Consider the following 13,243-nt stretch of genomic DNA (forward strand, 5'->3'; position numbering starts at 1 on the left):
CTCCGCCGTCGTCCCGGCGCGGGCGATTACTGCCCGTGATCCGTCAGCACCTTCTCGCAGCCTTTGCTGAGGCGGGTACGGTTCTGCTTGAGGCAGGCCAGCACGGCGCCATCGCCATTGTTCATCACCGGACGGCAGAAGCGCGTGACGTCGCGTGCGCAGGCGTCGTGTCCGGGCTGCTGTTGCGCGGACGCGCCCGATGCGCACAGAACCAAGGAAACAATGAAAAGAAATCTGGTCATCGCGTAATGCCTCTTACCCGGAAGAAAGTGCGGGCGAAGCTAGTGCGACGATCTCTCAGCCGCAACGGCTTTATTGGCAGGAGGCATCTTCGCCGCCGCGTGGCCCCGGCCTGACGCCGGGGCACATCGCGAGGGGAGCTAACCGACGCAACGATGGTTGCGCTTACTGGCTGTCTCTTACTGGCTGTCCTGGGCGTCAGCAACCTTGCGTGACGCGCCGCCCTTGGCGAGGTCCTTGTCCATCACCGCGCGGCAACCGGCGCTCAGATCCGAACGATGCTTCATCATGCACGCCGTGATCTTCGGGATATTCGGGATTTCCGACGAGCACAGACGGAAGGCGTCGCCGGTGCACTGCTGCTGCGCTTCGGACGAGAAGGCGAAGCTCGAGCCGGTCGAGGCGATCGAGACGATGGCGGCAAAGCCCAGAGCCAGGCTGGTGTCGCGGATCTTGCTAGTCAGGGACTTGGCGGAGAAAGACTTGCTCAGAGACTTGGTCATTTGAAGCTCCCATTGGCACCGCTGGAAGCGGGCCCGTTGTTGATGGGAACTACGATGCTCCAGCAAAACAGTTTCTACTGTGATGACGGTCACGGGAGGGCCGCCCTCCGTGACCTCGGTCACTTTGGCGCACCTCACTGAAATTCCTCCGTATCCGCTGTCGTGTTGGTGTCACGTTAACTGTTCCTTCGCATTAATGGCTTGGCGAGCGGGAAATTCCGCCGGTTTGGTTGCGTAATTGGAAAGAATAGCGATGCGTAATGCGTTGGGCCTGATGCTGGCCAGTGTGTTTGCGGCGGTCGTGATTGCCGCCGGCGGTTGGTTTTATTATTCCTCGCGCGCCGACCAGGCCGCTCCCAAGACAATTGCCGCCCGTGCCGCCGATCCATTGCCGGCACAGGCGAAGCTCGCCGCCAAGGACGATGTCGCGACCACCGCGACCATCGCCGGCAAGCCGGCAGCACTTGCTCAGGCAGCGGCGCCTGCACCTGCGCCCATGCCGGTTCAGCAGAAATCGACCTGCGCCAATCCGAATGCGCTGGGAGTCTCCCGCGTGGTCGAGATCGACACCACAGGCGGTCCGGGCTTCGGCTTCGATCATTTCAAGCAGTTCGACTTCCTCACCGACAAAGAGGTCGTGCTGACCTTCGACGACGGCCCCTGGCCGGTCAACACGCCCGCCGTGCTGAAGGCGCTCGCGGATGAATGCACCAAGGGCCTGTTCTTCTCGGTCGGCAAGCATGCGACCTACCATCCGGAAATCCTGCGCCAGGTGCTGGCCCAGGGCCATACGGTCGGCGCGCACACTTGGTCGCACGTCAACCTGAACGGCAAGAAGATGACGGAGCAAATGGCCAAGGACGAGGTCGAGAAGGGCTTCAGCGCAGTGAAATTCGCGCTCGGCACCAATCCCGCACCGTTCTTCCGCTTCCCGCAGCTTCAGCACAACCCGGCGATCGTGAGCTATTTCGGCACCCGCAACGTCGCGATGTTCTCGACGGACATCGACTCCTTCGACTTCAGGAAGGGCGCGACGCCGGAGAAGATCATCGAGACCGTGATGACCAGGCTCGACAAGCTCGGCAAGGGCATCATCCTGATGCACGACTTCCAGAAGCACACAGGCGAAGCCATGCCGGCGCTGCTCGCGCGGTTGAAGGCCGGCGGCTACAAGATCGTGCAGATGAAGGCCAAGACGACCTTCCAGACGCTGCCGGAATATGACGAGGCGCTGCTGAAGGACCTGAAGGTGCCGACCTCGAGCGCGCGTCCAATCGGGAGCGTGGTGCAGACGGTTTCGCAGTAACGCGCCCGATCCGATCCAAAACTCTTGCGTCATGGCCGGGCCTGTCCCGGCCATATGCTTTTTGGGACCACCGAGTCCTTACCAATAGATGCCGTGGCGATGCAGCTCGCTGATGATGCGGCCTTCGGTCCAGCTGCGCTTGTGCTTCGGCTTGTCCGCCTTGGCGGTGGTCTTCGCGGCGGGTTGGGTCGTCGTCGCCGGCGCTGAGGTCGTCGTGGGCGTGGGTGTAGCAGTCGCCGCAGGCGGCGTGAGCGAAACCGCCGGCGGGCGATCGAGATATTTCGGAGCTTCGGCGGCTGGCGCTGCTTCGCTCACCTGCGTCGGCGCGCTCGTTGTCGCCGTCGTTTGCGGAGCCGCAGCCTGCTGGTTGGTCGAGGCCAGCGACAAGCTGCGCGGGCCGTCGGCCTGGGCAGATGCAGAGGCCAGCACCATGGCGGCGGCCACCAGAATGATCTTGCGCATATGAAGTCTCCCCGTGTTTGGCGTGAGCCGGACACTAGGGTAACCGCGCTCCGGGTAATGTGATGCGAATCACGCCGGCGGCGTCCCCCCGCATCTGTTCATTGGCTACCGGCGAACGCTCAGCTCCCGGATCGCAAAACCGAGGTCGCGAGGATCGCCCGGGAAATGCGTGACGGCATTGGTGTCCAACTCGACCACGAGCGTCTCGTCGCTTGCGAACTGATCCAACGGAAATGACAAGGGGCCCGCAGGCACGACACCTTTGTAGATCTCGCGCCCATTGATCCTGACCAGGAATTCGTTGCCGGAGATCGGCATGGGCCACAATTCGAGCTTCAACATGCGCGCCGGCATCACAAGCTTGTTCGGAATCTCGAGACGCGCGTTCGGTGATGCCCATTGAAGCGCACCCCCTGGGGTGATTTCCCTGCCGAAAAGACCGCGCGTTGCGATCCCTGGCGGGGCTTCCGTGCCGACCTCGAGCACATTGCGCTGCCCATCCATGAATTCGCGCGAAGACCGGTCTGTGGCCACGGATATCAGCCGCTGCCCCGGATCGGCCGTGAGCCGCCCGGACGCCACCAGACAGTCGAACTTTTCAAAGCCTTCGGGAAAATATGGCCGCCCCGTCCGGTCGGGCCAGGATATGCTTCGCGGCGCCGCCCAGGGCACCCGAAGATCCGCTGCAAGCCGGCGCAGCAAATTGTCCATCATCGGATTGGCAACCTCGATGACGAGTCCGCTGCAGCTCCTGATGTCGGCGGACAAGCGATTGTAGTCCCAGTCGAGAGACGTCGCCTTTTGCGCGTTGACCTGTGCGGCGGCGGTCGGAAGACCCGGAATACCCGCGCCCACCGCTTGCATCACCAGCAGCGGCCGCAACATGCCAAGGCCGAGGTGAACAGCCACGACGACAACGGCGGCAACAGCGCCTGGATTCCACCGCTTTGCAGCCAAGGGAGCCAAGGGCGCAATGACAAGGGTGAAGAGCATCGGCGTCGCCATGGCCTGGCCCTTGCCTGCTGCCCAGCCATGACCGGCCGCGAGGATGGCAATGGGCACGAGGCATCCGACAAGGCTGCCGGCCACGAGCCGCGCGGCGCTTCCGTCCGGCTCCGCGCGCCAGACCGCCCACGCCGTCCTTGCGATGCCTCTCAACAGCACGAATAGAAAGCCATAGAGCAGCAATTTCCATGCGACCGCCACCGCGGCAGGCCAACCCGCGGACGGCAGCACCGCATAAAGGCCGAGACCGGCAAGCGCAGATTCGACAGGCAATGAGAACCAGGCGTTCGCCAATTCTCCGAAACGACTTTCGGGACTGGCGATGACCTCGAGAAAGTTCGCGTCACTGCCGAACAGGTAACGCTGATAGTACTTCCACCAGTCGGGCGGGTTGGCGGCTGCATGGCTCAACTGGCGGACGACATAGGCAACCGTGCCGGACCAGAGGAGAATGCACGCGAGCAGCGATAGTCCCACACCTGCTGCCAAGCCTGCCGCAGCCACCGGCAAGGCCTTGCGCGAGGCGCGATGCCAGCAACCCATCGCGGCCGCGACGGCCGCGGCGGGACCGTAGATCGTCAGCGATTCCGGATAGAGAAAGAACGCGCCGGTCATCAGCGCCGCAAAGACCGCTCCCAACCGCATGATCGAACCGGGCGCCTGCCCAAAGCGATTGTGATCGAAGGCGAACGTCACGAATGCGAGGAGAAGCAGGAAGATTGGCTGCGTCGCAAGTTGCGACCAGGCGTTGATATCGAATACGTATTGTTCGAAGAATCCGATCGTAAGCGCGGCGGCGCACGCAAACGCCAGCCAGCGCCGCATCGAGAGCGCATTGACAAAGACGAACAGCGCCGCAAACAGCATGTTGAGCTGCATGCCGGCCATATACGGATAGGTGCAGTCGACGACATCGCCGCGACTGATGGCGGCGATTGCCGCATGTATCATCGACACGGCGCCGCGAGAGTCGACGAATTTCAGCGCCATCGCTGAAATTGGATTGGACTTCGCCTCGTCCGCGCCCTGGACGGCAAGCGTCGCGTAGTCGAGTACGCGATACGAAACCGAAGAGCCCACGTACAACATGTGATCGTAGACGTTGGCCTGGAAAACGCGAAAGCGTGCGCCTCCGGTCCAGGCGGGAGCAAGACAAACCATCGCAATGGCCGCGACCGCTATCGCCATCGCAAGCCATCGTCCGGACGATGGTTTGGAGCGCCGACGCAGTGCCGGGAAGCGCATTGCAGCCGCGATGACAAGACCGGCGATTGCCATCGCAGGCAGGGTCACCCACGGAGCGACGCCGGCGAGGTACAGGACCGCGGTTCCGGCGGCGAGGAGGCCGAAGCCGAGCGGTGGCGCGAGCGCCCAGCGCACAGCAAAATGGTCCGACGGCAGCAGCAGGGAGAACGGAAGACCAATGGCGCCACACGTCAGCGCGACGAGCCCAACCACCAGGATATCGTGCATGCTGCCTCGCGCCGCCGCGTTGCCTGTAGTTGCGGCTGTCCGGACGCACTGTCAATCCAAGGCAAGTGACCAAAGCGCGCGGCACGCGGGCGCGAAGCGAGGCACCCGAGGTACAGCGAAATCGCGGGCGCAAGCCGTCTCAGGGGCTATCATTGCTTGGGTTCAAGGCGCTGGTGCCGCAAGAGGGATTCGAACCCCCGACCCCGTCATTACGAATGACGTGCTCTACCAACTGAGCTATTGCGGCGAACTCTGCCGGGGCCCGCGCGAGGCCGGTCCCGATACGCGCGCTCCTGATATCGGGCATGGCCCGAATTGGCAAGGTGGCGCCGGCTCCGAAATGCCGCTCATCCGCCCCAGCGAGACCAGAATCCGCGCCAGCCGCCGGCCTGGGCCTTTGCATGGTCCCTGGGCGTGCCGATTTGTTCCGCAAATTCATCGCTCGGACCCTCGTCATCGATCCCGGGATCGTCCGGGGCGCGGACGATCGGGATGACGGCGGGAATAAGTGCTGGTGCGGGCTTGCCGAGGTCGGCGCGGGTCCGGAACACCGGCGTTGCCGCCGCCGGTGATGATTCGGCGATCTCAGAGGTCGGTTTGATCGGCTCGGCGGGCGTGTCGACCGGCTCTTCCTTGACGGCCTCCTTGACAGTTTCCTTGGTGGTTTCCCCTAAGATTTCCTTGGCCTCAAGGGGCGGCGAATTGTCCTGCGCGGCCGGCACCGGATCCGGCGCCGTTACGGGCGGTTCCGCCGGGCTTTCGATCGGGGCCGCCGTCACCCGCTTCGGCGGTGGAGCCGCCAGCATGGCTTCCTCGAACGCCGAGGATTCGATCATGTCGCCCTTGCCGGAAGGAAGGTTAGCGACCGGCGTCTGCCACTGGAACGCGTCAAGACGGCCGGTGACCGGGGAGACCGGATGCCAGCGGTCGCTGACATAACCGTCCGCGGTCCAGGCCGGATCATGGCGGGCGCGCACCGCGCGCAAGGTCCAGGCGCGGGCCCGGCCGCTGTCACCATGCTCGGTGCGCTCGACTTCAGCCATCAGCAGCGCAACGCGCTGGGTCGGATCGTTGACGTAGGGCGACAGCACCTCGCGCGCACGGGCGAACTCGGACGCATCGATCGCGGCGCGCGCGATCGCCAGCTGGCCCTCGACATGGCCGGCCCTGTCGGCAGGAACCTTGGCGGCAAGCGTCTCGACCCGCTGCAAGCGCTGCCGCGCGGAATCGCCGAGCTTCACATGCGCATAGGCATCCGCAAGATCAGGATGCGGATTGGCGAGCCAGGCGGCTTCCACCAGCTTCATGGCGCGGCGCACCTGATGCGCCTCGCTCTCGAATTTTGCAGCGAGCACCGCGGCCGGAACCAGGGTCGGCGCGAGCTTGACCGCCTGCATGACGCTCTCGCGCGCGACGTCGCGGTCCATCGTTTCCAATTCCAGCGCGCGTGCGGCGAGCAGCACGCCGCGCTGGCGGCGATAGGCCTGCTTGTCGATCAGGCCCGCGGACAGATTCGAATCGAGGATCGCGAGCGCGCCGCTCCAGTCACCGCGCGCGCAGCGGAAGCCGAGCACTGCATGCGAGGCCCAGGTCGAGGACGGCGACAGCTTGATCGCTTCCTCAGCGATCATCACCGCGCCGACCGCATCGTCGGCGCGCTGCGCCTCGATGAACAGGCCGCGCAGGCCGAGCAGGCGCGTGTCCTCGCGCTCGGCCATGGCACGGAAGACGCGCTGGGCCTCGTCGCGATTGCCCTCGAGCTGCGCGGATTGCGCATGCAGGAGAAGTGCGAGCGGATCGTTTGCGGCCAGCCGCCGCGCGGTATCGGCATGGCGACGAGCAAGCGCGGTGTCGCCATGGCCGATTGCAAGCAGGCCGTGGGTGATGGCGTGGCGGCCGCGCGCATGACGCTTTTCGTGACGACGGCGGCGCAGACGCCCCGGAGCGCGCCAGGTCATCGTCAGGAGGCTCCAGACGAGCACGACTGCCGCGGCAAAGAGGCCAAGCAAGAACACGAATCTGGGAAGCGTCGTTGTGGCGCGAAAGCCGCCCGCGGTCAGGACGAGGTCGCCGGGCTGGTCGGCAACCCAGGCCGCGCCGGCCGCCGCCAGCGCGATCAGGACGAGGAAGAGGACGATGCGAAGCATGACGATCCCTATACGCGCTGATGATTGCGCGAACCTTTATTGACCAGGCTTGACGAGATCCGCCATGGCGTCGTCGGCGAATTTGCGTGAGGCGGCGAGCGCGGCGTCACGGGCATCGGCCTTGTCGAGCCAGGCCTGCGCCGGTGCACGATCGGCCTCGGGCAGCGTCTTCAGCTCGCGCCGTGCTTCGACGAAATCGTTGCGCAACGCAGCCGCCGTCACCCGCGCGACGATGGCGCCGCGATCGTTGCCGACCCCATCGGTACGCTCGATGCGAACGAGTTTTGACGCCCCCGCCTGAAGGCGCTCGACGATGCCCGTGCCGCTGGCCGGGGCTTCCGCCGGCGGCGACAATTTTGGCACGATGTTGAGGAGCTCGCGACTCAACGCGACCGGCGTCGGAATGCCTGACGATGCAAAGATATCGAGCGGCTTCAGCATATCCGGCTTTGCTGCCAGCGACCGCGCTGCGGCAAGTTGCGACGCGTAAGCGTCGCTGTGGCGAACGGCGACATCAAGCAGGGCCGCCGCCACCACATGGCGCAGCGGCTTGTCGTCCATGGTCCTGGCGTCGGCGATCTTCTCGCCCTGCTGCGCGAGTTCCGCACGTTCGGTCTTGGTGGCACGCTCAAGCTGCGCGAGGCGGTCGTTGAGAGCGGCAAGATCGGGCGCGGCAGCGCGCGGCGCCGATTTCGCGTCGTTCAGGGCGCCCGCGGTCTTGTCGGACTGCGTGCGCAGATTGGCGATGTCGCTGCGCAGGCTCGTTGCGGATTTCTCCAGCGCATCGATCCGCGCCACCATGGCCGGATCGGCGGCCGGCTTGCCCGCCTTGGCTTCTACCGCGGCAACGCGCCCGCTCAGCGCGTCGACGGTTGCGCCTGTCACTTGCGGAGCAGCCGGCGGCGCCTGCACCGCAGGCCAGCCCAGCATCCAGCCGACCGCGATCACAATTGCGGCTGCGACAGCGCCGGAGAACGGAGCGATAATCCAAGGTGAAATCGACGGCGATACCGACGCGGACGCAACGGAAGGCCCCTCCTCGGCAGGTTCGGGCTGCGGCCCGGCATTAGCTTGTTCGAACTTGGGCTCTTGAGGCTTGCCCTCTTCAGACTTGGCCTCTTCGGACTTGGCCTCTTCGGACTTGGCCTGCTCATGCGCGGCCTGTTCGGTCGCTGGCGCAGCCGCAGGCTCGCCTGCCACCTCCTGCGGCTGGGTCGAGACTTCGGTTGCCTCGAGGTCGATGGTGGGCGGGGTGCGCTTGGCACGGCTGGACTCGGGAGCCAATCCTGCGTCTTCAGGCTTGTCGTCGGCCATCGTGACGGTTCCTCACACTTACATGCCCTAAACGAACGGACCCGATTGCGTCGGATTCGGCCCGACCTCTTACGCCAAACGGGTGCGCAAAGCACGCTCCAAGGTGTCAAATAAGGTATTTTCGTCCGGCCTCGCGGCCACCAGAACCTGCGAGGCACCGGCCTCGCGCAGCACGCCTGCGACCGTCTCCGACAGGCAGCATTGCGGGATCGCCAGAGCCGAGATTTCGACACCTTCGTCCCGCGCCGCCTCCAGGAAAGCCCGCGCGCTGCGCCGGGAGTAATGCAGCACCGCCTCGATCCCATGGGCGGCAAAGCCCTCACAGACATCGCGCGGCAACAGCTTGACCGGGGCCATGCGATAGGTGGTCTGCGTGACGACGCTAAATCCTTCGGCGCCCAGCTCTCCGCCGAGGTCGCGCGACAAATCCGCGCCCGCGAGATAGAGTAACGTGCTCTTTTTCTTCAGCCGCTTGTCGCGCGCGCTCTGCATCACCTTGTCGCGCAAGGCCGCGGCATCGCCGCCGGCGACGATCACCTCGGCAAAGCCGGCATCGCGCGCGGCGGCGGCCGTGTGCTCGCCGACCGCGAACAACGGCAGCTCCAGGAGACCAAGGTCCCGCAATTGCGGCTCGACGGCACGAATCGCATTGGCGGACGTGACAATGACGGCGCTGTAGCTTGTTTCACTCTCGTCATGGAAAGCGACCGGCTCGAACTTGAGCACCGGTGCGAGCAGCACCACATGACCCCGTGCACGCAGGCTTTCCGACGTCGCCTCATTGTCGGGATACGGCCGTGTGACAAGAATGGACATCGCTTGTGTTCCCGAACCACGTGGCGGTAGCGCTTTCACGAGGGATGGCCGTGCGTGACGATTGCGTTAGCCGACCCCGGAATGCTACCGGACGTACCAGAACTCTGCTTTGCGGATGAGCGCAAGGGGGGTGAGAAGGGCGCAAATTGGATAACAATTCGCCAATGCTGGTACTGGGCATCGAAACCACCTGCGACGAGACCGCCGCGGCGGTGATCGAGCGTGCGCCTGACGGCACAGGCAAGATCCTGTCCAATATCGTACGGTCGCAGGTCGAGGAGCATGCCCGTTTCGGCGGCGTGGTGCCGGAGATCGCGGCCCGCGCCCATGTCGACCTGCTCGACGGCATCATCGACCGCGCCATGCACGAGGCCGGCATCGACTTCGCCCAGCTCAACGGTGTCGCGGCCGCGGCGGGGCCGGGGCTGATCGGCGGCGTCATCGTCGGGCTCACCACCGCGAAGGCGATCGCGATGGTGCACGATACGCCGCTGGTCGCGGTGAACCATCTGGAAGCGCATGCGCTGACGCCGCGCCTGACCGACGCACTCGAATTTCCCTATTGCCTGTTTCTCGCCTCGGGCGGCCATACCCAGATCGTCGCCGTCACCGGCGTCGGCCAGTATGTACGGCTCGGCACCACCGTCGACGATGCGATCGGCGAGGCCTTCGACAAGGTCGCGAAAATGCTGGGACTGCCCTATCCGGGCGGGCCGCAGGTCGAACGCGCGGCAGCAAGCGGCGATCCTGCGCGATTTGCGTTTCCGCGGCCGATGCAGGGACGCCCCGACGCCAACTTCTCGCTATCGGGATTGAAGACGGCGGTGCGCAACGAAGCGAGCCGGTTAGCTGAGATCACGCCGCAGGACGTCAGCGATCTCTGCGCGAGCTTTCAGGCCGCCGTGCTCGATTCCACCACCGACCGGCTGAGCGTCGGTCTCAAACTTTTCCGCGAGCAGTTCGGTGCGCCGCGTGCGCTGGTGGCGGCCGGCGGCGTGGCTGCCAATCAGGCGATCCGCGGCGCTCTGCATGACGTTGCGAGGAAAGCCGGAACGCAACTGATCATGCCTCCGCCGGCGCTCTGCACCGACAACGGCGCGATGATCGCCTGGGCCGGCGCCGAACGTCTCGCGCTCGGCATGACCGACACGATGGAAGCGCAGCCCCGCGCGCGCTGGTCGCTCGATGCAAACGCGACGGCACCGGCCGGGTACGGCAAGACGCGGGCGGGATACTAGCAATGACAGCGTTCCAATCCGTTGCGGTGATTGGAGCCGGCGCCTGGGGCACGGCGCTGGCGACGGTGGCGGCGCGGGCCGGACGGAACGTGACGCTGTGGGCGCGCAATGCCGAGCACGCGACGCGGATCGCATCGACCCGCGACAATCCGCGGCTGCCGGGTGTGCGGCTTGCGCCGGAGATCGTGGTGACGAGCGATCTCGCCATGGCGGCACGCGCGGATGTACTGCTGATCGCAACGCCGGCGCAGCATCTGCGCGGCGCCGTCAACATGCTGGCCTCGCATCTGACAGGAACGATGCCAATCGTCGCCTGCGCCAAGGGCATCGAGCACGGCACCCACAAATTCATGACCGACGTGATCGCCGAGGCCGCGCCTCACGCGCAGCCGGCGATCCTGTCGGGCCCAAGCTTTGCCGACGATGTCGCGCGTGGCCTGCCGACTGCGGTAACGCTGGCGGCGAGGGAAGAAGCGCTGGCGAGCCAACTGGTGCAGGCGCTGGGCTCGGCGACCTTCCGGCCCTATCACACGACGGATGTCCGCGGCGTCGAGATCGGCGGCGCGGCCAAGAACGTGCTGGCGATCGCCGCCGGCATCGTGGTCGGCCGCAATCTCGGCGCTTCCGCGCTCGCCGCGCTGACCACACGCGGCTTCAGTGAGCTGGCACGGTTCGGCCGAGCCAGCGGCGCGCGCACGGAGACACTCTCAGGTCTCTCCGGCCTCGGCGACCTTCTCCTGAGCTGCTCGACCGCGCAATCGCGCAATTTTGCGCTCGGGATCGCGCTCGGTCGCGGCGAGGCCGCACCGGCCGGCAAGCTTGCGGAAGGTGCATTCACTGCACCGGTGCTGGTCGAGATCGCAGCCGCCGGGAATGTCGACATGCCGGTCTCGCAGGCGGTGGCGGCCATCCTGGATGGCAGGTTGACGATTGACGCCGCGATCGAAGGGCTGCTGACACGGCCGTTCAAGGCCGAGGAATAGCGGCGCCCCCTCGCGTCGCAGGTGGCACTTCACGCGCTCTGCACGCTGGTCTAGCCTAGCGGCACACCGCAGGATCCCGGTCCAACAATAACGAAACGGATCCAAGGGAAGAACGCATGCGCAAACCGCATCATGCGATCGTTTCGATCGCAATCATCACACTTGCCGCCATTACGCTACCCGCCGCCGCCGGCGCCCAGGCCGCGCTATCCTATGACGAACTCGCCAGGAACGAGGCGGCCGCCAATGCCGAAAACGGCAAGCGGGTCGCGCCAGTCAAGTCGATCGCCAATCCCTCTGGTGACGTCAGCTCCGACATGCAGGCCATGATCGGCGCGCCGTTTCCGCCGCACTTCAATGCTGATCCGAAGACCCCTGTCGAGTGGAAGGAGCTGATCGATCGCCGCGCAAAACTGTCGATATCAGGCATTCCGGCGATGAAGGAAAAGCTCGGCGTCAAGGTCGAGGAGACCAAAATCGCCGGCGTGCATTGCTTCATCGTCACGCCGAACAAGATTCCGTCCGAGAACCGGCAACGGCTTTTGGTCCACGTCCATGGCGGCGGCTATGTGTTCGGGCCCGGCGAAGCCGCGCTGCCTGAAGCAATCATGATGGCGGGTTTCGGCGGCTTCAAGGTGATCTCGGTCGACTACCGCATGCCGCCCGACTTCCCCTATCCTGCCGCGATGGACGATGCGATGGCGGTCTGGAAGGAGATCACCAAGACGCACGACGCCCGCCGGATGGCGATCTTCGGGACCTCGACGGGCGGTGCGATGACCCTTGCGATGGTGCTGCGGGCCAGGGACGACAAGCTACCGAAGCCGGCGGCGATCGCACCGGGCACGCCGTGGTCCGACATCGACAAGGTCGGCGACACCTACGCTAGCAATGAGTGGGTCGACAACGTGCTCGTGACCTGGGACGGCTGGCTCGGCCGCGCCGCAAAGCTCTACGCCAACGGGACTGACCTGAAGAACCCCTACATCTCGCCGATCTACGGCGACTTCAAAGGTTTTCCGCCGACCATCCTGACATCGGGCACGCGCGATCTGTTCCTCAGCAACACGGTTCGCACGCATCGCAAATTGCGTCGCGCCGGCGTGATTGCCGATCTCAACGTCTATGAGGGGCAGTCCCACGCGCAGTACCAGTTCAACATCAATGCGCCGGAGACCAGGGAAGCCTTCACCGACATCGCAAAATTCTTCGATCGACATCTGAAGTAGTGGGCGTTGCGTTTGATATCGGATGCCCGCGCTTGTCGCGGGCATCCGCGTGCCCTAGATATCGCGACACGTAAGTGGCGTATCCGTGAATGGGGCAAGTTGCGATGAACTACTGGCTGGTGAAATCCGAACCGTCGGTGTGGTCCTGGGACCAGCAGGTGGCGAAGGGCGCCAAGGGCGAAGCCTGGACCGGCGTGCGCAACTACACAGCGCGCCAGAATCTCGTCGCCATGAAGAGGGGCGACAAGGCGTTCTTCTATCATTCCAACGAGGGTAAGGAGATCGTCGGCATCGCGGAGATCATCAAGGAAGCCTATCCCGACCCGACCGACAAGACCGAAAAATTCGTCTGCGTCGACATCAAGGCCGACAAGCCGCTGAAGACCCCGGTGACGATGGCCGCGATCAAGGCCGAGAAGAAACTCGCCGACATGGCGCTGGTGAAATATTCGCGCCTGTCGGTGCAACCGGTGACGGCCGAAGAATGGAAGCTCGTCTGCAAGATGGGTGGGATGTAGTTGCTGCAA

General features: G+C 65.0%; 12 protein-coding genes and 1 tRNA gene. 5 read left to right on the forward strand and 8 right to left on the reverse strand.

Features of this window, described 5'->3' with window-relative positions; all coding sequences use genetic code 11:
* Window positions 1-26: 26 nt before the first annotated feature.
* Window positions 27-242, reverse strand: a complete 216-nt coding sequence (locus JQ591_RS05050; protein WP_211394945.1) for a hypothetical protein — start codon at window positions 240-242, stop codon at window positions 27-29.
* Window positions 243-419: 177 nt separating this feature from the next.
* Window positions 420-743 carry a hypothetical protein gene (locus JQ591_RS05055; RefSeq protein ID WP_211394946.1) on the reverse strand — a complete coding sequence of 108 codons (324 nt, stop codon included), beginning with the start codon at window positions 741-743 and terminating at the stop codon, window positions 420-422.
* Window positions 744-996: 253 nt separating this feature from the next.
* On the opposite strand from JQ591_RS05055, the gene JQ591_RS05060 reads away from it, so the two are divergent.
* Window positions 997-2,049 carry a polysaccharide deacetylase family protein gene (locus JQ591_RS05060; protein WP_211394947.1) on the forward strand — a complete coding sequence of 351 codons (1,053 nt, stop codon included), beginning with the start codon at window positions 997-999 and terminating at the stop codon, window positions 2,047-2,049.
* Between the two features lie 78 nt (window positions 2,050-2,127).
* Here the strand turns inward: JQ591_RS05060 and JQ591_RS05065 are convergent, their stop codons facing one another.
* From JQ591_RS05065 to JQ591_RS05090, 6 genes are all read right to left on the reverse strand, one after another.
* On the reverse strand, window positions 2,128-2,511 hold the full coding sequence (locus JQ591_RS05065) for a hypothetical protein (RefSeq protein ID WP_211394948.1): 384 nt from the start codon (window positions 2,509-2,511) through the stop codon (window positions 2,128-2,130).
* Window positions 2,512-2,616: 105 nt separating this feature from the next.
* Window positions 2,617-4,989: a hypothetical protein gene (locus JQ591_RS05070; RefSeq protein ID WP_211394949.1), complete on the reverse strand. Its 2,373-nt coding sequence runs from the start codon at window positions 4,987-4,989 to the stop codon at window positions 2,617-2,619.
* A 171-nt stretch (window positions 4,990-5,160) separates the two neighbouring features.
* Window positions 5,161-5,236: transfer RNA gene (locus JQ591_RS05075), tRNA-Thr, on the reverse strand.
* 100 nt (window positions 5,237-5,336) lie between these two features.
* Window positions 5,337-7,136: a heme biosynthesis HemY N-terminal domain-containing protein gene (locus JQ591_RS05080; RefSeq protein WP_211394950.1), complete on the reverse strand. Its 1,800-nt coding sequence runs from the start codon at window positions 7,134-7,136 to the stop codon at window positions 5,337-5,339.
* 36 nt (window positions 7,137-7,172) lie between these two features.
* The gene (locus JQ591_RS05085; RefSeq protein ID WP_211394951.1) at window positions 7,173-8,450 is read right to left on the reverse strand and encodes a COG4223 family protein; all 1,278 of its coding nucleotides are present in this window, start codon (window positions 8,448-8,450) and stop codon (window positions 7,173-7,175) included.
* A gap of 69 nt (window positions 8,451-8,519) precedes the next feature.
* Window positions 8,520-9,266, reverse strand: a complete 747-nt coding sequence (locus tag JQ591_RS05090; protein WP_211395583.1) for a uroporphyrinogen-III synthase — start codon at window positions 9,264-9,266, stop codon at window positions 8,520-8,522.
* Window positions 9,267-9,430: 164 nt separating this feature from the next.
* Here JQ591_RS05090 and tsaD point away from each other — a divergent pair, with 164 nt between their 5' ends.
* The 4 genes from tsaD to JQ591_RS05110 all read left to right on the forward strand — a co-directional run bounded on the left by tsaD (window position 9,431) and on the right by JQ591_RS05110 (window position 13,234).
* Entirely contained in the window at window positions 9,431-10,504 is a 1,074-nt protein-coding gene (gene tsaD, locus JQ591_RS05095) for a tRNA (adenosine(37)-N6)-threonylcarbamoyltransferase complex transferase subunit TsaD (RefSeq protein WP_211394952.1), read from the forward strand.
* A gap of 2 nt (window positions 10,505-10,506) precedes the next feature.
* Window positions 10,507-11,487 carry an NAD(P)H-dependent glycerol-3-phosphate dehydrogenase gene (locus JQ591_RS05100; RefSeq protein WP_211394953.1) on the forward strand — a complete coding sequence of 327 codons (981 nt, stop codon included), beginning with the start codon at window positions 10,507-10,509 and terminating at the stop codon, window positions 11,485-11,487.
* A 116-nt stretch (window positions 11,488-11,603) separates the two neighbouring features.
* Window positions 11,604-12,716, forward strand: a complete 1,113-nt coding sequence (locus tag JQ591_RS05105; RefSeq protein WP_211394954.1) for an alpha/beta hydrolase — start codon at window positions 11,604-11,606, stop codon at window positions 12,714-12,716.
* A gap of 104 nt (window positions 12,717-12,820) precedes the next feature.
* Window positions 12,821-13,234, forward strand: a complete 414-nt coding sequence (locus JQ591_RS05110; protein ID WP_211395584.1) for an EVE domain-containing protein — start codon at window positions 12,821-12,823, stop codon at window positions 13,232-13,234.
* Window positions 13,235-13,243 lie beyond the last annotated feature (9 nt).

Origin of the sequence: Bradyrhizobium canariense (assembly GCF_018130465.1) — a bacterium.
In the GTDB taxonomy this organism is placed as follows: Bacteria; Pseudomonadota; Alphaproteobacteria; order Rhizobiales; family Xanthobacteraceae; genus Bradyrhizobium; species Bradyrhizobium canariense_C.

Coding starts and splice junctions, on each gene's coding strand:
- tsaD (WP_211394952.1), top strand. CDS start 9,431: ATGCTGGTACTGGGCATCGAAACCACCTGCGACGAGACCGCCGCGGCG.
- JQ591_RS05110 (WP_211395584.1), top strand. CDS start 12,821: ATGAACTACTGGCTGGTGAAATCCGAACCGTCGGTGTGGTCCTGGGAC.
- JQ591_RS05100 (WP_211394953.1), top strand. CDS start 10,507: ATGACAGCGTTCCAATCCGTTGCGGTGATTGGAGCCGGCGCCTGGGGC.
- JQ591_RS05060 (WP_211394947.1), top strand. CDS start 997: ATGCGTAATGCGTTGGGCCTGATGCTGGCCAGTGTGTTTGCGGCGGTC.
- JQ591_RS05055 (WP_211394946.1), bottom strand. CDS start 743: ATGACCAAGTCTCTGAGCAAGTCTTTCTCCGCCAAGTCCCTGACTAGC.
- JQ591_RS05065 (WP_211394948.1), bottom strand. CDS start 2,511: ATGCGCAAGATCATTCTGGTGGCCGCCGCCATGGTGCTGGCCTCTGCA.
- JQ591_RS05105 (WP_211394954.1), top strand. CDS start 11,604: ATGCGCAAACCGCATCATGCGATCGTTTCGATCGCAATCATCACACTT.
- JQ591_RS05080 (WP_211394950.1), bottom strand. CDS start 7,136: ATGCTTCGCATCGTCCTCTTCCTCGTCCTGATCGCGCTGGCGGCGGCC.
- JQ591_RS05050 (WP_211394945.1), bottom strand. CDS start 242: ATGACCAGATTTCTTTTCATTGTTTCCTTGGTTCTGTGCGCATCGGGC.
- JQ591_RS05085 (WP_211394951.1), bottom strand. CDS start 8,450: ATGGCCGACGACAAGCCTGAAGACGCAGGATTGGCTCCCGAGTCCAGC.
- JQ591_RS05090 (WP_211395583.1), bottom strand. CDS start 9,266: ATGTCCATTCTTGTCACACGGCCGTATCCCGACAATGAGGCGACGTCG.
- JQ591_RS05070 (WP_211394949.1), bottom strand. CDS start 4,989: ATGCACGATATCCTGGTGGTTGGGCTCGTCGCGCTGACGTGTGGCGCC.